The organism is uncultured Kordia sp., assembly GCF_947496985.1.
Taxonomy (GTDB): Bacteria; Bacteroidota; Bacteroidia; order Flavobacteriales; family Flavobacteriaceae; genus Kordia.
In genome coordinates this window covers 142,607-159,435 of the sequence record NZ_CANMEZ010000009.1, presented here as the reverse complement: position 1 = coordinate 159,435, position 16,829 = coordinate 142,607, and the positions used below count along the sequence as shown (strand labels likewise).

Here is a 16,829-nt window from a genome sequence, read left to right as displayed (position 1 = left end):
TATCACGATTGTACTAATGAATTTCCAACAGCACATTCCAAGCATTTTTGCTTATCGCAATAGTTTTTCTTTAATTCTAATAATGCCTGTGTTTGCAAAGCGTTTTCTATTATGATTTCTTTTTCTGCAAATTTTTGAATGATGGTGTTTTTTTCTGGTTCTACTGTTTTTAGGAATGCTAGTATTGATTCAATAGGTGATTTTCCTAAATATTTTTCATAACTATATTTTAAAGGAATAATTGCGTTGATGAGTAATACATCTATGAATTTTTTTGATACTATTTTTTTTCGACTCGGTGAACTTTTTTCAAAAGTATAATGTGTTTCCCAAAATTCTGAAGTTGCAACTTGTAAAATAGTATACATTTCGGAAATTGAAGTAGACTTTATAAGTTTTGAAAATAAAGATGTTTCTTGATGATACAGCATCGCTAATTGCGAAACACGAATGGTTGGAAAATTTGCAGGTCGTGTTCTAAAAAATTGTATTTGAAGATGTTTGCTTCTTTTGTAATTAAATTTATTTGCAATGTATTCAAATTCATTTTGCAAGTTTGTATGATATACTTCCTGAGTTACTTCTTGCGAAAGCAATCCAAAGCTTCCAAATAGAAACGCTTCTAAGGTAATTTGATTACTGCTTAGTTTTCGAATGATGGAAAAGTCAATTGTTTGCGATGCTTCGAAAAAGGCTTCGCTATTCAATTTTAACCCAAAACCTTTCGCTAATAATTGAAATAAAATAGCTTCCCAATCATGTTTCATTTTTACGACTAGTTGTTCTATTTCTGAGGCTTTTCGCGCCAAGCGTTCTACATATAAACGTTCAATCCAATTACTAAATTGAAATTCTTTTAACACAGGAAAATCAGTTTCGCAATTGATCCACTTTTTTGGTGTATTTACTAAGTTTATATAGTTGTTAACTTGTGCTAATGCTGCATACTTTTTAAGTAATAATGTTGGAATGACGGAATTGTCTTTGCGATGAATTTCAATATCATGATTCCAAACGACATGTAAAATTACATTGTCATAGTTTTTGTCTTTTTCATGATGATGCACAAACCAATCCGAAGCATTTACATGCATTTCCACGTTTCCTGCCCAGAGTTGATTTCCGATACGAATTCGTGCATTGAAAAAATCAGGTCCTGCATGTGTATTGTGTATTCCTAAATTGACGATTTGAATAGTGTCGCCATCTGTCGTTTGTAATTTTTGTAGCTGAAGCTTGCTAAATTTCCATAAATAATACAGAAAATCCTCTTTCACAGTCATATAGATAATTATTAAGTTTTTAATAATTTCAATGGGGAAAAGAGATTTAGTATTCTTTGTAAGATTAATAGTGTAAAAATATACTTTTTTACATTTTATTTTATACATTGTAAAGTACAAATATTTCTGATATCTAATCGAAATTAGCACACTTTTTTACATGAACTCCCTAAGTAAGTCTATTTTTATTGTTATTTTTCCTGCGCTTGCTTTAGTCGCAACCATAGATGGTATACTTCATTTATTCCGTTCAGAAATAATGATTCAACATGTTGCTCATTTTATTACAGCTGCTAGTATTGTATTTTTCTTTGCACGTGTTTTCATAAAACCTTTACCGCGTACCGATAGTATTTTAAAAGCATATACATTTTTGGTATTTCTGGGTTGTATATTGAGTTTTATTGTTGGAAACTTATATGAAAAAATGCACTTAATGTGTACTATTTTAAATCTTGCACTAACATTTGGCTGGGTTTTATATTTAGTTTGGTATTCATATTTTCAAGATAGAGATGCACAAGAAAATTCTATTTTGAAAGTTGAACAACAGTTGCCAAAACTTTCTTTTGAAGATAGTAATGGTAAAACAGTTACTTCTGATCTTTTTGCAGGCACGCCAAGTATTTTTATTTTTTACCGAGGAAATTGGTGTCCGTTTTGCATGGCGCAGATTAAAGAAATGATTTCTAAACATGAAGAACTAACCGATAGAAATATCAATACTGTTTTTGTGAGTTCGCAACCACATGATTTTACTAAAAAACTAACTAAAAAACATTCGTTAGATTTTCAATTTTTGGTAGATGTTGATGGAAAAGTTGCTAAAGAGTTAGCAATTTTTGCAAAGAATGGTTTACCGTTTGGTTTTCAGGTTTTCGGTTTTAAGAAAGATGTCGTGTTACCAACAGTTATTATTACAGACTCTAAAGAAAAAATAATTTACATCAATCAGGCTGATAATTACAGAGTTCGACCTGAACCAGCTGAATTGCTCAAAGTGATTGATGCAAATATTTAATTTTGTTATTCTATTTCGTAATCTTTTGCTTTCCAAGCGTTAATTCCGCCTTCCACATTGTATACTTTTGAATAGCCCAATTCTCGAAGTTTCACCACAGCTTTTGCACTTCTTCTTCCACCTTTACAATACACATATATTGTTTGGTCTTTGGATATTTTAGAAGTAGCTTCTTCTATAAAGTTATCTTCAAAAAAATCAGCTTCCAATGCATTTGTGGTAATTTTACCTTGTGCAATTTCTTTTGGAGTTCTAACATCTAAAACCGTGATGTTTTCATCTGCTAACAAACTGTGAAGTTCTGTTACAGATACATTGTTCTCTTTTGGAGAATTACTACAACCGAAAAAAGAAAGTATAGAAGATAGCATCAGTAGTCCGAAAGTTAGTTTTTTGAATTGCATAAAATAGAATTAGTTTGTCTTATCACCTTCCCATTCTGAGAATCCACCCATTAAATTATAGGTGTTTTCAAAACCTAAACTATTCATCACAGCGCATGCTTGTCCACTTCTTCCTCCTGATCTGCAATACACATAGTAGTTTTTAGAATTGTCTAATTTTTGAATTTCATCCATAAATCCTTGTCCTAAGAAGATATCAATATGTTTTGCGTTTGGAATGTATCCTTCGTCCACTTCATCTTGTGTACGAACGTCTATGATTACTGCGTTTGTATCTTTTGCAAGTTGTTCTTGCCATTCTTGTTGCGTTAAATCTGCCATAGCTTATTGTAAATAGTTGTTTGCGGTTTTATTTTCAAAGTTAAACTTTTTCAGAATATTTTCCTCCATAAAAAAACCGAAGTCTTTAACTTCGGTTTTTTCAAGGCAAAAGTTGTGCCTTTATATTTTTTAAAAACAATACATTCAATTTTCAAATCATCAAATTGAATTTTTGTTAAAGTGAGTAACTACACTTTAATTGAACATCCAATTGCTTTCGTTGTTTTTACTTCAACTTCTTTTCCTTCTAACAAAGCATTCACTGCATCTTCTACATAACGTTTTGAAACTGCTTCAGCATCCTTATAATTATCGTCAATAGCGCCAATATACTTAACTTGATGTCCTTTTGGTGTTTTAGCAATTACATACATATGCGGCGTTCTTGTAGCCCCAAATTGTGGATATACTTTTTGCCCTTCATCTAACATGTACGGAAATGTAAATCCTTTTTCTTTAGCACGTACCTGCATTTTTTCATAACTATCGTCTGGTCTTGCTTCTGGACTGTTCGGGTTAATTGCAATTACAGGATATCCTTTGCTTGCGTATTTTTTATCCAACTCAATTAATCTATCTTCATACGCTACAGAATATGGACATGTATTACATGTAAACGTAAGAATGAATCCTTTAGCATCTTTAAAATTGCCCATAGAGATCATTTCTCCATCAACATTTTTCAACGAAAAATCTTTAACGATATCTCCAACTTGGTATCCATTATTGACTTCCTTTTTAGGTTTTTCTACATTTTCTGCAATTGTTTTTGCTTTTGCATTTGTAGTATCTTCTTTCTTTTTATCCTTACATGAAAAAGTAATAAAAAGTATGGCTAATACTGCTAATTTTAATGTTTTCATTTTGCGGGTTTATTGGTTTATAAAATTTCTGAGTTCACTTTCTAATTCTGCTTGAGTAAACGAATGCTCATAGAATTTTCGTTTTCCTTTTCCGTAAATTACCGTTGCAGGAATAGCACCAGACCAATCTTTGGACACTTTCGAAATCCAGGCATTTTGATCGGGATCATCTAACAACACTTTTTCAGATTTTAATTCGTTTTTTGCTAAGAATACATTTAATTTCTTGAGATTAAAATCTAAACTTACTAATAATACTTTTACATTTTTGCCTTTGTATGCTGCATTTACAGCCTCAAAATATGGCAATTCTTTTACACAAGGTGCACACCAGGTTGCCCAAAAGTTTACGACATGAATATTATCATCATCAATTTGAAGATATTTTTCAAATTGTTCAAAATTTAAAACTGGAATTTCAGTCGTTGTTGTTTTTGCTTCTGCATTTAGTTTTGCCTCTACTTTTGAAGTTGTATCTACGGAAGCAACGTTTGTTTGTTTGGTTTCGCTTTTACACGAAAAAAACAATATACAAATACTAATAAAAATACTCTTTTGTAACATGTTGATGGTTTTCAGCCTAAAAATACGAAAACTAGATTTGATGTATGTTTGTTTAACAAAATTTAAACAATATTTAAACCTTTAAATGATTTGTGCATCACTTTCTTCGCATCAATATCCAGCCAGTTGTTTAAAACAGATGTATAAATCTCTCTGAAATCAATATCGTATTTCAAATCTCCAATAGAATCTAAATTTGACAAATTTGCCATCGGGTTGTAAAAACCTTGTTTTTTCAATTGACTTCCTATTAAGAAGACTTGATTTGCCGTTCCATGATCAGTTCCATTTGCTGCATTTTGTTGTACACGACGTCCAAATTCAGAAAAAGTTAAGATTAATGTGTCTTTAAATGAATCTTCTTGTTTTAAATCTTTGATAAAAGCTTCCATAGCTTCATCATATACTTTCAATAATCGTTTTTGTTTATTTGCCTGATTCGCATGTGTATCAAATCCGCCAAGTGACGCATAATATACTTTTGTTTGTAATCCTGAATTGATAAACTGTGCCACTTGTTTCAGTTGTTTTGAAAACTCATTATTAGGATACGTAGTTTTTGAAGTATAAGTTTTTGAAGTTTCATAAATGTACTTTGCAGAAGACGAAGCCGTTACCATTGTTTTGTATAAATAGCCCAAATTATGTTCATTCAAGTGTGCATCATCATGATGTGAAACTACTTTTTTGAAATACGGTGCTTGTGTGGTTCTATAAAAAATATTTGGGTTTTTCGTGGCAATTCCGTCCGTTTTGCTTCCTTTCATTAATAAAGACAAGGTATCATCAACTTCTATGGCATCCAACGATTTACTTTTGGAAGCATCTAAATACCTGCCAATCCAACCTGATTGTAAATACTGGTCTGCATCACTTGCCGTATGCCAAATATCAGTAGAACGAAAGTGTGAACGATTCGGATTTGGATAGCCTACATTGTTAATAATACACAATTCTCCGTTATTATATAAGTTGCTATGCGCAATTAGACTTTCATGGAAACCTATTTCATCTGTAATTCCGATTAAATTACTTTTTTGATGTGCTAATGACGGACGTTTTTGATAATAGACATCATTTCGAAATGGAACAATCGTATTTAAGCCATCATTTCCGCCTGAAAGCTGAATAATCACTAATTTTTTTCCTGTAGCAATCGCTTCATCAATCAAGTTGAATCCTGATAAAAATTTTGGCAACAACAATGCCGTACTTGCCAATGATGTCCGTTTTAAAAAATCTCTTCGTTTCATACAAACTTGTTTTATATTCCCATAAAAATGGGAATCTCATTAGTATACGTTTAACACAATTGATATTCTGGTAGTGACATCAATTGAATACACGATTCCTTTAAATTTTGTTCCTTTAATTTCTCTAAATACTCTTCCGTTCCTTTATTTATGGGACTAACCAATAGAGCATTTTGTAATTGTTCTGGAGTAACATTTTTTTGCTGTGTTGTAAATGTTTCCCAATCTGCTTTTACCTTCAGTTTTCGTTGTCTATTTTTTCGTGTATTGAAACGTTGAAAATCATCTTCAAACGCGCCTTTTTCATCCAACGCAATAATTCCGTTTGCGAGTAATACAGAAGGTAAATTCAATCGTAACATCATCGTATTTGGATTAATCCAATTGCGTCCACCTTTCCAACCTGCTACATTTGGCGGAAACAATAAATGCTGCCCTAGTAACTTTTGCAGATACACTAATTCGCGTTCTTTTTCAAACCGCATTGGCACAACTCTATGAATTCCTACTAAAAATTCCATGGGTGATTTTATCTTGGTTCCTATGTTTTTTTCATCATAAAACCAATCTGATAAGAATACAAATCGCATCAAATTTTCAATATCATAATCTTTATAAAACATAGTTGCCATTTCTGCTACATGTGAAGCATCAATTTGATCATTTACGAAATACTTGTATATTTTTTCACAAATAAATGTGGCACATTGTTTCTTTTTAAGGATGATTTCAATAATTTCTTCACCTCCAAAAGTTCCTGTTTCACCAAAAAATGTTTTTTCTTCATAATCATGTTGAAATCTACGAAAACGAAATTCACCTCTTATATCATGATTCCAGCCTGTAAATGCGCGTGCAGCTTCTTTAATATCTTTTTCAGCATATTGATCGCGTCCAAGCGTAAACAATTCCATTAATTCACGTGCAAAATTCTCATTTGGTTTCTTCTTACGATTTTGTTTTGTGTTTAAATATTTAATCATAGAAGCTTCTTTAGCAATTGCTATGACAAAATCTTTAAAATTACCTAGCGCATGCTTGCGAAGTGTATTATTGTATTGTTGTATATGAAGAATGTTTTTATCATGACACACAAAATGATTTGCCCAAAAGAGTGTCATCTTTTCACGCAACAACTTTTTTGTAGCACCCAATCTGTAAATCCAAGCAATATTCAATTCATGAACTTTCTTTGTACTGTCTTTCACAAGTGATCGCACCTTTTTACGATCTTTCATATTTAATCCTTTCATCTTAGACCGCAATTCCGAAATATCAACCTGTAATGGTGTAAAAGTCGCTGAGTTTCTAAAAACTTCATTTACAACTGAAACTCTTGATTCACTTTGCAATGCCTTCATTTCTAGATACGAAATTCCAAAACCTGTTCTATTATATAAGTGAATTATTTCTTTTGAAGTCATAACAAATTATTTGTAAGTATGACTTTAGAACGTTAGAAAAGTTTAATTTGGTATTTTTAAGTTCAATTAGAATTCATTTATTTTTAATCTAAAACAGCATGTGTAAACCCATATCCGTTATTCGATTTTGCAGTTGTGCAGAAAACTTAGAAGCGAATAAACATAGAAAAGATATATATTATGTTTGGACACTCGAACGTGTATCTGGACTTAACGATATTGCTATGGATGGAATGCTAATGGAACCTTCGGTGCAACTTGACGAATTACTTCCAGAGTATATTTTAAAAGAACTAAATTCAAAAAACAGATTCGATTTTGAGTATCAACCACAACAAAATGACAGCTTACATATTAAGCGAATACATCCTAAAAAAAGATACCATAAGAAGAAACTTATTGGTGATAATCTCAATTTTTATTTTCTAGCTGATCGATGGCATATTGGATATCCAGATGGCTTTACATACCTTTTTGAAACACATAAAAACGGAAAAGTTGAAATTCTAAAATAACTTTTAATGAAATTTTAACACTACTCTTCTTTTCTATTTTCAAAATATCACTACATTTGTATAGACAAATATTGTACATACAATGATTAAATTAAATGATATATTAAAAAGTGATGCTGTGTTGCCTTTGGCAAAGCGAACAGCATTGAATTTCATGATTACGAATAATTTATTATCTCAGAAATTCTTAGACTTTTTCAAACAGTATGATATTTCTTCGCAACAATTTAATGTGTTGCGTATTTTAAGAGGTCAAAAAGGAAAACCAGCCAACCTAGCTACCATTCAAGAACGCATGGTTCATAAGAATAGTAATACAACACGCCTTATTGATAAGTTAATTGTAAAAGGGTTAGTAGAACGAACTATTTGTCCTGAAAATCGTAGAAAAGTAGAAATCATCATCACAAAAAATGGATTGGATTTATTAAACACAATTGATCCAAAACTTAATGAATTAGAAGAAAAAACGATACAACCACTAACTACAGAAGAAACAGAAATCTTAAATACTTTATTAGAAAAATTAAGAGGTTAGCAATCCTTGTAAAATTGCCCTAAAATTTAAAATAGATATAAAAACAAAAAAATGAAAACACGTATTTTATCATTAGTAGCGATCTTTTTAGTAGCTACCGTAACAACAACTTTTGCACAAGACAAAAAAATTGACACAAAAGAAAGCTCAATTAAATGGACAGGCTACAAAGTAACAGGACAACACGAAGGAACTATTGATTTCAAAAATGGAACCTTAAACTTTAAAGACGGAAAGTTAGTTGGTGGTATGTTCACTATTAACATGACATCTATTAACACTACAGATCTTAGTGGAGAGTACAAAGGGAAATTAGATGGACATTTAAAGTCTGAAGATTTCTTTGGTACAGCAAAGTTTCCAGAAGCATTATTAAAGTTTAAAGAAGTAGTAGAAACTGCTACAAACACCTATAGAGTTAACGCTAACTTAACTATTAAAGGAAAAACATCACCTATTGCCTTTGATATTACGTTAAAAGAAAAATCTGGAGTTGCAAAATTAAAAGTAGACCGTACTAAATATGGAATCAAATATGGTTCAGCTTCTTTCATTGACGGATTAAAAGACAAAGCTATTTACGATGACTTTGATTTAGTTGTAAAATTAAAATTCTAAAAAACTTTTTTCTTTTTAGAATTCATTCATATATTTGTTACAGTAAAAACAAAAATGAACACAAATTTAGTAAATACTTGGTGGTGGAACTTACGAACTCAAAAATCGTGAGCGAAGTCCTTATTTACTAATAATAGATATAGAAAAAGACTTGTCAATCACGACAAGTCTTTTTTTTTGAAACAAACTGAACTATGTATTCTTTAAAAACGACCTACAAAAAAATTCTGGCAGACACGATAACGCCAGTAAGTGTATATCTCAAAATTAGAGATAAATACCCAAATAGTCTATTGCTAGAAAGTAGTGATTATCACGCAAGTGGAAACAGTTTTTCGTATGTATGTTGCAATCCAATTGCGAGTATTAAGGTAGAAAATGAAACGCTTACGCGCGAATATCCAAATGGAGAAAAAAATGTCATTGCAATTGATGAAACTACTGATGTACCTGCATTAATTCATGAATTTTCTCAACAGTTTAAAACCGATAAAAACGATTTCAAGTTTATCAATAACGGATTGTTCGGTTACATTGCATATGATGCTGTTCGTTATTTTGAAGATGTAGAAATTTCTAAAAAAGAACAATCGCTTAATATTCCAGACATGTATTATGCAGTGTATCAAAACATCATTGCGTTCAATCATTTCAAAAATGAAGCGTATATTTTTTCTCATTGTTATGAGAAAGAAGATAACATTGCTACTATTGAGCATTTATTGAGCTCCAAAAACTTTACAACTTACAATTTTAAAATTGATGGAGAGCGTACTTCTAATTTAAACGACGAACAGTTTAAACAAAATGTGGCTTTAGCCAAAAAACATTGTTACCGTGGAGATGTATTTCAGTTAGTTTTATCAAGAAGATTTATCCAAAAATTTAAAGGTGACGAATTCAATGTATATCGTGCGCTAAGAAGCATCAATCCTTCTCCATACTTATTCTATTTCGATTATGGTGATTTCAAAATCTTTGGTTCTTCGCCAGAAGCACAACTCGTTGTTCAAGACAATCATACAGAAATTCATCCAATTGCCGGAACCTTTAAACGTACTGGAAATGATGAAGAAGATGCACAATCTGCCAAAGAACTATTTGACGATCCAAAGGAAAATGCAGAACATGTCATGTTAGTCGATTTAGCACGAAACGATTTAAGCAGAAATGGAAACCAAGTAAAAGTAGAAACTTATAAAGAATTACAATTCTTTTCACATGTAATTCATTTAGTATCAAAAGTAACAGCACAAAAGCATAAAAATGCATTAACCATGCAAGTTGTTGCAGATACATTTCCAGCAGGAACACTAAGCGGTGCGCCAAAACACAAAGCAATGCAACTTATTGAAAAATATGAAACCTCTAATCGTGACTTTTATGGCGGCGCCATTGGTTTTATGGACTTTGACGGAAACTTCAATCATGCGATTATGATCAGAACATTTTTAAGCAAAAACCATAAACTACATTACCAAGCAGGCGCAGGAATTGTAGCAAAATCATCAGAAGAAAACGAAAATCAAGAAGTATATAACAAATTAAGAGCATTAAACACGGCATTGGAAATTGCTGAAACGATTTAGGAATTATAAATGTTGAATGTAAAATTTTAAATGATAATGTCAGTTCGAGCGCAGTCGAGAACAATTTGAAACTAAAATTGATAAATCTCAATACTAAAAAAGACAACAATGAAAAAAATACTAGTCATAGATAATTACGATAGTTTCACATACAATCTTGTTCACTATTTAGAAGATTTAGATTGTGATGTTACCGTAAAGAGAAACGATCAACTTTCGTTAGAAGAAGTAGATGCATACGAAAAAATCATTCTCTCGCCAGGACCAGGAATTCCTGATGAAGCAGGTTTATTGAAACCAATTATTGCAAAATATGCCGCAACCAAAAGCATTTTAGGTGTGTGTTTAGGACAACAAGCTATTGGAGAAGTATTTGGCGGTTCGTTATCCAACTTGGCGGAAGTATATCATGGAGTTGCCACCAAAGTAGAACTATCTGTAACAGACGAATCATTATTTGACGGTTTGCCAAAATCTTTTGATGTCGGACGTTATCATTCTTGGATTGTTGCCAGTCCATTACCAGAAAACTTAGAAGCAACCTCTTTTGATGAAAACGGACAAATCATGTCGCTTCGTCACAAAGAATATGATGTACGTGGCGTACAATATCATCCAGAATCTGTATTAACACCTCATGGAAAACAAATCTTAGAAAACTGGGTAAGAAATTAGATATGAGATATTAGAAATGAGTATAGAGATTTCTCAATACTAAGTACTCACTTCTCAATACTATAAAAAAACAACATGAAAAAATTATTAAATAGACTTATCAATCACGAAAGCATCTCAGAAGCAGAAGCCAAACAGGTGATTGTCAACATTTCAAAAGACATGTACAATCCGAGTCAAATTGCTTCTTTCCTAACTGTTTTCATGATGCGAAGTGTAACCATTGAAGAACTCAAAGGCTTTAGAGATGCGCTGTTAGAATTATGTATTCCTGTAGATTTATCTGCGTATAACGCAATTGATTTATGCGGAACTGGCGGCGATGGAAAAGATACGTTCAACATTTCAACTTTAGCTTCGTTCATTACAGCGGGCGCTGACGTAAAAGTTGCCAAACACGGAAACTATGGTGTTTCATCCGTAAGTGGTTCATCCAATGTCATGGAACATTTAGGTATAAAATTTACAAACGATACAGACTTTCTAGAAAAATCAATTGACAAAGCTGGAATTTGTGTTTTGCACGCGCCTTTATTTCATCCAGCTATGAAAAATGTGGCGCCAATTCGTAGAGCTTTAGGTGTAAAAACCTTCTTCAATATGTTAGGTCCAATGGTAAATCCGTCGTTTCCGAAAAATCAAATGGTTGGTGTTTTCAACTTAGAATTGGCAAGAATGTATGGCTACTTATATCAAAATACTGATAAAAACTATACCATTTTGCACGCATTAGATGGATATGATGAAATATCATTAACAGGTGCCACAAAAGCAATCAGAAACAATTCAGAAGAAATGCTAACTCCTGAAGATTTTGGCGTTCCACAACACACACAAGCATCAATTTATGGTGGCGATTCTGTAGCTTCGGCGGCTGAAATTTTCACAAACATCTTAGAAGGAAAAGGAACAGATCCACAAAATAATGTGGTTTGCGCCAATGCAGGAATGGCGATCGCTACCGTAAAAGGTTTACAAGCCAAAGAAGGTTTCGAAATTGCCAAAGAATCCTTACAATCTGGAAAAGCGTTAGGAGTTTTAAAGAAATTACAGGAATTGAGTCACTAGTATAGCGTCATGCTGAACTTGATTCAGCATCTCACAATAAGAATAATAAGTTTCCCGCTTTTGCGAGAATAATAACCAAATATATTACCGCTTTCGCGGAAAATAAATATGACTATTTTAGATAAAATAATAGCAGACAAATACAAAGAAGTTGCACTTAAAAAAAGTATCATTCCAACAACACAATTGGAAGCTTCTGTATTATTTGAACGTGAAACTGCTTCATTAGCAAATGCTTTGCGTGAAAGCAATACAGGAATCATCGCAGAATTTAAAAGGCGTTCTCCTTCCAAAAGTGTAATCAATCAAAATGCGAGTGTGGAAGATGTTGCAAAAGGATATGAACATGCTGGTGTTTGTGGAATGTCTGTCTTAACCGATGGAAAATACTTTGGCGGTTCGTTAGATGATGTATTATTAGCAAGAGCGAGTGCGCAATTACCAATTCTCAGAAAAGAATTCATCATTGACGAATATCAAATTCTAGAAGCAAAAGCACACGGCGCAGATGTCATTTTATTAATTGCGGCAGTATTGAAAAGAGAAGAAATCAAAACGCTTTCAGAAACAGCAAAAAGTTTAGGTTTAGATGTTTTGTTAGAAGTTCACAACTTGGAAGAATTACAAAAATCAATCATGCCTTCTTTAGATATGTTAGGTGTGAATAATAGAAACTTAAAGACTTTTGAAGTAAGTACGGATATCAGCAAAGAACTATCGACGCATATTCCTGATGATTTTGTAAAAGTGTCTGAAAGTGGCATTAGTTCTATAGAAGCGATCAAGGATTTGAAACCTTTTGGCTATCAAGGTTTTTTAATTGGTGAAAACTTTATGAAAACTGAAAACCCAGGCAAAAGTGCGTTGGAGTTTGTTAATCAATTGAGCTGAAAGTTAATCAAAACGTCGTCATGCTGAACCATGTGCTGAACTAGATTCAGTATTGATTCAGCATCGCACAAGAAATGAAAAAAAGTTATATATACATACTCACGAATACATACAGAACTACTTTCTACATTGGCATTACAGCAGATTAAAAAAATAGAATAATTTCACATATTGATGGAAAAGGTTCTGAATTCACAAAAAAAATATAACGTAACTGATTTAGTGTATTACGAAGAATTTTTAGACATAAATCAAGCGATTGCTAGAGAGAAACAATTAAAAAACTGGAAAAGAGATTGGAAAATCGAATTAATAAAGAAATTGAATCCATCATTGGAAACAATTAATCTATAAAACAAAGGCTATGCGATCCTGAATCAAGTTCAGGATGACGTAAATTGCTACAGAACGTCATGCTGAATTTGATTCAGCATCGCACAAGAAATGAAAAAAAACAAATTCCCGATTTCTCGGGAATGTAAAACAAGTTTTACTATGAAACTCAAAATATGCGGAATGAAATACGAAGACAATATGATGGCTGTAAGTAACTTACAACCTGATTATTTGGGTTTTATATTCTACGAAAAATCATCACGTTTTTTTGATACAATTATTCCAGAAATTCCAAAAGGAATCAAAAAAACTGGCGTATTTGTAAATGCTTCCATTGAAGAAATTCTACATAAAATAAAACTATACGATTTACAAACTGTACAATTACATGGAAATGAAAGTCCTGAATTTTGTCAAGAGTTAAAGGAAAAGTGTCACATCAAGCGCAGTCGAGATGCAACTGATGAGATGCTGAATCAAGTTCAGCATGATGATTTCAACGAACGAAACTCGTCTGTGGAAATCATCAAAGTATTCTCCATAAAAGATGAATTTGATTTTGACACTTTGAAACTGTACGAATCTTGTGTTGACTATTTTTTATTTGATACGAAAGGAAAATTACCTGGCGGAAATGGCGTTACGTTTGATTGGAAAGTATTGGAAAACTACCCATCTACAAAACCTTTCTTTTTAAGCGGTGGAATTAGCTTGGAAACCATCACAAAATTGAATGATTTTTTGAAAAGTAAAGCTTCCAATCATTGTTATGCTTTAGATGTAAATAGTAAATTTGAAATCGTTCCAGGTTTGAAAAACATTGAAGATTTAAAAAGTTTTAAAGACGTTATATAATGAGTATTAAAAAAACAATAGCAAAATACATAAAGAACAAAAATTATGTAAAAATTCGTAGAGGATTCAACAATGAAAACTTTACAGATATTACAGGTTATATACTCGCACATTCTGACACTTTTATTGTAATTGCAACCATTGATGAATTCTTTTTCTCAGGTTTAAATTGCATTCCTGTCAATACAATTTTAGAGATCAGACGCAATAAAACTGACAAATATTTTGAAATGATTTTAAAGAACGAATGTCCAGAAATATTAAAAAAAATAACAAAAAGTTATAATACCATTGATATTACTTCATTTAAAACCACTTTTAAAAGTTTAAAGAAACAAGAAGAATGCGTCATTGTAGAATGTGAACGTGAAAAGCATCAATATTTCTCTATTGGATATATTGAAAAAGTTTCAAACAAAAACGCTACCATAAATCACTTTAATGCACAAGGTATTCTTCAAGATCCAATCAAAGAGAAATTTAAACAAATTACGAAAATCATGTACCAAGATAATTACAGCAACACATTTAAAAAATATATAAAATCATGAGTTATCACGTTAATGAAAAAGGATATTATGGCACATTTGGCGGCGCGTACATTCCTGAAATGTTATATCCGAATGTAGAAGAATTACGCCAAAAGTATTTGGAGATTATGTATGAAGATTCTTTTCAAAAAGAATTCAAACAATTGCTGAAAGATTATGTTGGTCGTCCTTCACCTCTATTTTATGCCAAACGTTTATCTGAAAGATACAATACAAAAATTTACCTAAAACGTGAAGATTTAAACCATACAGGCGCGCACAAAGTTAACAATACCATCGGACAAATATTGATGGCGAAACGTTTGGGGAAAACTAGAATTATTGCTGAAACTGGCGCTGGACAACACGGTGTTGCAACTGCAACCGTTTGTGCATTAATGGGCATGGAATGTATTGTATATATGGGCGAAATTGACATTGCACGCCAGGCGCCAAATGTAGCACGTATGAAAATGTTAGGTGCAGAAGTTCGTGCAGCACTATCTGGAAGTAGAACCTTGAAAGATGCTACAAACGAAGCCATTCGCGATTGGATTAGCAATCCTGTAAATACACATTACATCATTGGTTCAGTAGTTGGTCCACATCCGTATCCAGATATGGTGGCACGTTTTCAAGCAGTTATTTCTGAAGAAATGGAATGGCAATTACAAGAAAAAGAAGGTCGTTCGTATCCTGATCATGTAATTGCTTGTGTTGGTGGTGGAAGCAATGCTGCTGGCGCTTTTTATCAGTATTTAGATGACGAACGTGTCAATTTAATTGCTGTGGAAGCTGCTGGGAAAGGAATTCACTCTGGTGAAAGCGCTGCAACCTCAGCATTAGGTGAAGATGGAATTATTCACGGAAGTAGAACCTTATTAATGCAAACCAAAGACGGACAAATTACAGAGCCCTATTCAATTTCTGCTGGACTAGATTATCCTGGTGTTGGACCAATGCACGCACATTTATATGCTAGTAAACGTGCCGAATTTATTTCTATCACAGATGATGAAGCCATGACAGCTGGATTAGAATTATCGCAATTAGAAGGAATCATTCCTGCAATTGAAACCTCACATGCTCTAGCAGTTTTTGAACAAAGAAAATTCAAAGAGAATGAAATTGTAATCTTGAATTTATCAGGTCGTGGAGACAAGGATTTGAATACATATATTGATTATTTTAAATTATAGTAGTGAGATATTAGTAATGAGATGTGAGACAAGGCAAAACTACATCTCAATACTAAAAGCTCAATACCCAATACTATTAAACATGAATAGAATAAACCAAAAATTACAAGAAGACAAAAAGTTACTCTCAATATATTTCACGGCAGGATATCCAAGTTTAGATGATACTGTTGGCGTGATTCAAGAGTTGGAAAAAAATGGTGTCGATATGATCGAAATTGGCTTGCCTTTTAGCGATCCATTAGCTGATGGACCAACAATTCAAGCGAGTTCTACAAAAGCGTTGGAAAACGGAATGACAAGTGAAATTTTATTTACTCAAATAGAAAACATTCGTGAAACCGTTTCTATTCCGTTGATTATAATGGGCTATTTAAATCCTATGATGCAATATGGAATTGAAGCGTTTTGTGCAAAATGTAAAGAAGTTGGTATTGATGGATTGATTATTCCAGATATGCCTGTGGATGTATATCACGATGAATATCAAGCAATTTTTGAAAAGTATGGATTAATCAATGTGTTTTTGATCACTCCACAAACTTCTGAAGAACGCATTAAATTTATTGATAGTATTTCTAACGGATTTATCTATATGGTAAGTTCGGCAGGAACCACAGGTGCTAAAAATAGTTTCGGGAACGCGCAAGCCGATTACTTTGATAGAATTAGCACTATGAATTTAAAAAACCCGCAAATAGTTGGTTTTGGAATTTCTAATAGAGAAACCTTCAATCAAGCAACTGACAAAGCTAAAGGTGCCATTATTGGAAGTGCATTTATCAAACACTTAACAAAAAACGGTACAAAAACAATTGCTGATTTTGTTTCAAATATTCGATAATCTAAAAAGTAGTACTTTTAGCCATTCGTTAATCAAAA

20 protein-coding genes are annotated in these 16,829 nt (G+C 32.4%); 13 read left to right on the top strand and 7 right to left on the bottom strand.

Features of this window, described 5'->3' with window-relative positions; all coding sequences use genetic code 11:
- Nucleotides 1-2: 2 nt before the first annotated feature.
- Nucleotides 3-1,283 carry a DUF2851 family protein gene (locus Q0828_RS19755; RefSeq protein ID WP_298425413.1) on the bottom strand — a complete coding sequence of 427 codons (1,281 nt, stop codon included), beginning with the start codon at nt 1,281-1,283 and terminating at the stop codon, nt 3-5.
- A gap of 160 nt (nt 1,284-1,443) precedes the next feature.
- On the opposite strand from Q0828_RS19755, the gene Q0828_RS19750 reads away from it, so the two are divergent.
- Complete coding sequence (locus Q0828_RS19750) at nt 1,444-2,304, top strand: redoxin domain-containing protein (RefSeq protein ID WP_298425409.1); 861 nt, start codon at nt 1,444-1,446, stop codon at nt 2,302-2,304.
- A gap of 5 nt (nt 2,305-2,309) precedes the next feature.
- Here the strand turns inward: Q0828_RS19750 and Q0828_RS19745 are convergent, their stop codons facing one another.
- The 6 genes from Q0828_RS19745 to Q0828_RS19720 all read right to left on the bottom strand — a co-directional run bounded on the left by Q0828_RS19745 (nt 2,310) and on the right by Q0828_RS19720 (nt 7,133).
- The gene (locus Q0828_RS19745; protein ID WP_298425406.1) at nt 2,310-2,708 is read right to left on the bottom strand and encodes a rhodanese-like domain-containing protein; all 399 of its coding nucleotides are present in this window, start codon (nt 2,706-2,708) and stop codon (nt 2,310-2,312) included.
- A 9-nt stretch (nt 2,709-2,717) separates the two neighbouring features.
- Nucleotides 2,718-3,029 carry a rhodanese-like domain-containing protein gene (locus Q0828_RS19740; protein WP_298425403.1) on the bottom strand — a complete coding sequence of 104 codons (312 nt, stop codon included), beginning with the start codon at nt 3,027-3,029 and terminating at the stop codon, nt 2,718-2,720.
- 188 nt (nt 3,030-3,217) lie between these two features.
- Nucleotides 3,218-3,892: a thioredoxin family protein gene (locus Q0828_RS19735; protein ID WP_298425400.1), complete on the bottom strand. Its 675-nt coding sequence runs from the start codon at nt 3,890-3,892 to the stop codon at nt 3,218-3,220.
- A gap of 9 nt (nt 3,893-3,901) precedes the next feature.
- The gene (locus Q0828_RS19730; RefSeq protein ID WP_298425396.1) at nt 3,902-4,456 is read right to left on the bottom strand and encodes a redoxin domain-containing protein; all 555 of its coding nucleotides are present in this window, start codon (nt 4,454-4,456) and stop codon (nt 3,902-3,904) included.
- 62 nt (nt 4,457-4,518) lie between these two features.
- Entirely contained in the window at nt 4,519-5,709 is a 1,191-nt protein-coding gene (locus Q0828_RS19725; RefSeq protein WP_298425393.1) for a DUF1501 domain-containing protein, read from the bottom strand.
- Between the two features lie 50 nt (nt 5,710-5,759).
- Nucleotides 5,760-7,133 carry a DUF1800 domain-containing protein gene (locus Q0828_RS19720; RefSeq protein WP_298425390.1) on the bottom strand — a complete coding sequence of 458 codons (1,374 nt, stop codon included), beginning with the start codon at nt 7,131-7,133 and terminating at the stop codon, nt 5,760-5,762.
- 98 nt (nt 7,134-7,231) lie between these two features.
- Here Q0828_RS19720 and Q0828_RS19715 point away from each other — a divergent pair, with 98 nt between their 5' ends.
- The 12 genes from Q0828_RS19715 to trpA all read left to right on the top strand — a co-directional run bounded on the left by Q0828_RS19715 (nt 7,232) and on the right by trpA (nt 16,791).
- Complete coding sequence (locus tag Q0828_RS19715; protein ID WP_298425387.1) at nt 7,232-7,648, top strand: hypothetical protein; 417 nt, start codon at nt 7,232-7,234, stop codon at nt 7,646-7,648.
- Between the two features lie 82 nt (nt 7,649-7,730).
- Nucleotides 7,731-8,186, top strand: coding sequence for a MarR family transcriptional regulator (locus Q0828_RS19710; protein ID WP_366523617.1), 456 nt, complete (start codon nt 7,731-7,733; stop codon nt 8,184-8,186).
- Between the two features lie 51 nt (nt 8,187-8,237).
- Nucleotides 8,238-8,804 carry a YceI family protein gene (locus tag Q0828_RS19705; RefSeq protein WP_298425384.1) on the top strand — a complete coding sequence of 189 codons (567 nt, stop codon included), beginning with the start codon at nt 8,238-8,240 and terminating at the stop codon, nt 8,802-8,804.
- A 194-nt stretch (nt 8,805-8,998) separates the two neighbouring features.
- Nucleotides 8,999-10,393, top strand: a complete 1,395-nt coding sequence (locus Q0828_RS19700; protein ID WP_298425382.1) for an anthranilate synthase component I family protein — start codon at nt 8,999-9,001, stop codon at nt 10,391-10,393.
- 108 nt (nt 10,394-10,501) lie between these two features.
- Entirely contained in the window at nt 10,502-11,068 is a 567-nt protein-coding gene (locus tag Q0828_RS19695) for an aminodeoxychorismate/anthranilate synthase component II (RefSeq protein ID WP_298425379.1), read from the top strand.
- Nucleotides 11,069-11,143: 75 nt separating this feature from the next.
- Entirely contained in the window at nt 11,144-12,136 is a 993-nt protein-coding gene (gene trpD, locus Q0828_RS19690) for an anthranilate phosphoribosyltransferase (protein WP_298425376.1), read from the top strand.
- Nucleotides 12,137-12,244: 108 nt separating this feature from the next.
- Entirely contained in the window at nt 12,245-13,027 is a 783-nt protein-coding gene (gene trpC / locus Q0828_RS19685) for an indole-3-glycerol phosphate synthase TrpC (protein ID WP_298425373.1), read from the top strand.
- A gap of 174 nt (nt 13,028-13,201) precedes the next feature.
- A complete protein-coding gene (locus Q0828_RS19680) occupies nt 13,202-13,381 on the top strand; it encodes a GIY-YIG nuclease family protein (RefSeq protein ID WP_366523616.1) in 180 nt (59 codons plus the stop codon).
- Nucleotides 13,382-13,522: 141 nt separating this feature from the next.
- Nucleotides 13,523-14,218, top strand: coding sequence for a phosphoribosylanthranilate isomerase (locus Q0828_RS19675; RefSeq protein WP_298425370.1), 696 nt, complete (start codon nt 13,523-13,525; stop codon nt 14,216-14,218).
- The gene (locus Q0828_RS19670) at nt 14,218-14,769 is read left to right on the top strand and encodes a hypothetical protein (protein WP_298425368.1); all 552 of its coding nucleotides are present in this window, start codon (nt 14,218-14,220) and stop codon (nt 14,767-14,769) included. Before Q0828_RS19675 ends, Q0828_RS19670 begins: the two co-directional genes overlap by 1 nt.
- The gene (gene trpB / locus Q0828_RS19665; RefSeq protein WP_298425365.1) at nt 14,766-15,947 is read left to right on the top strand and encodes a tryptophan synthase subunit beta; all 1,182 of its coding nucleotides are present in this window, start codon (nt 14,766-14,768) and stop codon (nt 15,945-15,947) included. The genes Q0828_RS19670 and trpB overlap by 4 nt, the downstream gene beginning before the upstream one ends.
- An 82-nt stretch (nt 15,948-16,029) precedes the next feature.
- Entirely contained in the window at nt 16,030-16,791 is a 762-nt protein-coding gene (gene trpA / locus Q0828_RS19660; RefSeq protein ID WP_298425362.1) for a tryptophan synthase subunit alpha, read from the top strand.
- Nucleotides 16,792-16,829 lie beyond the last annotated feature (38 nt).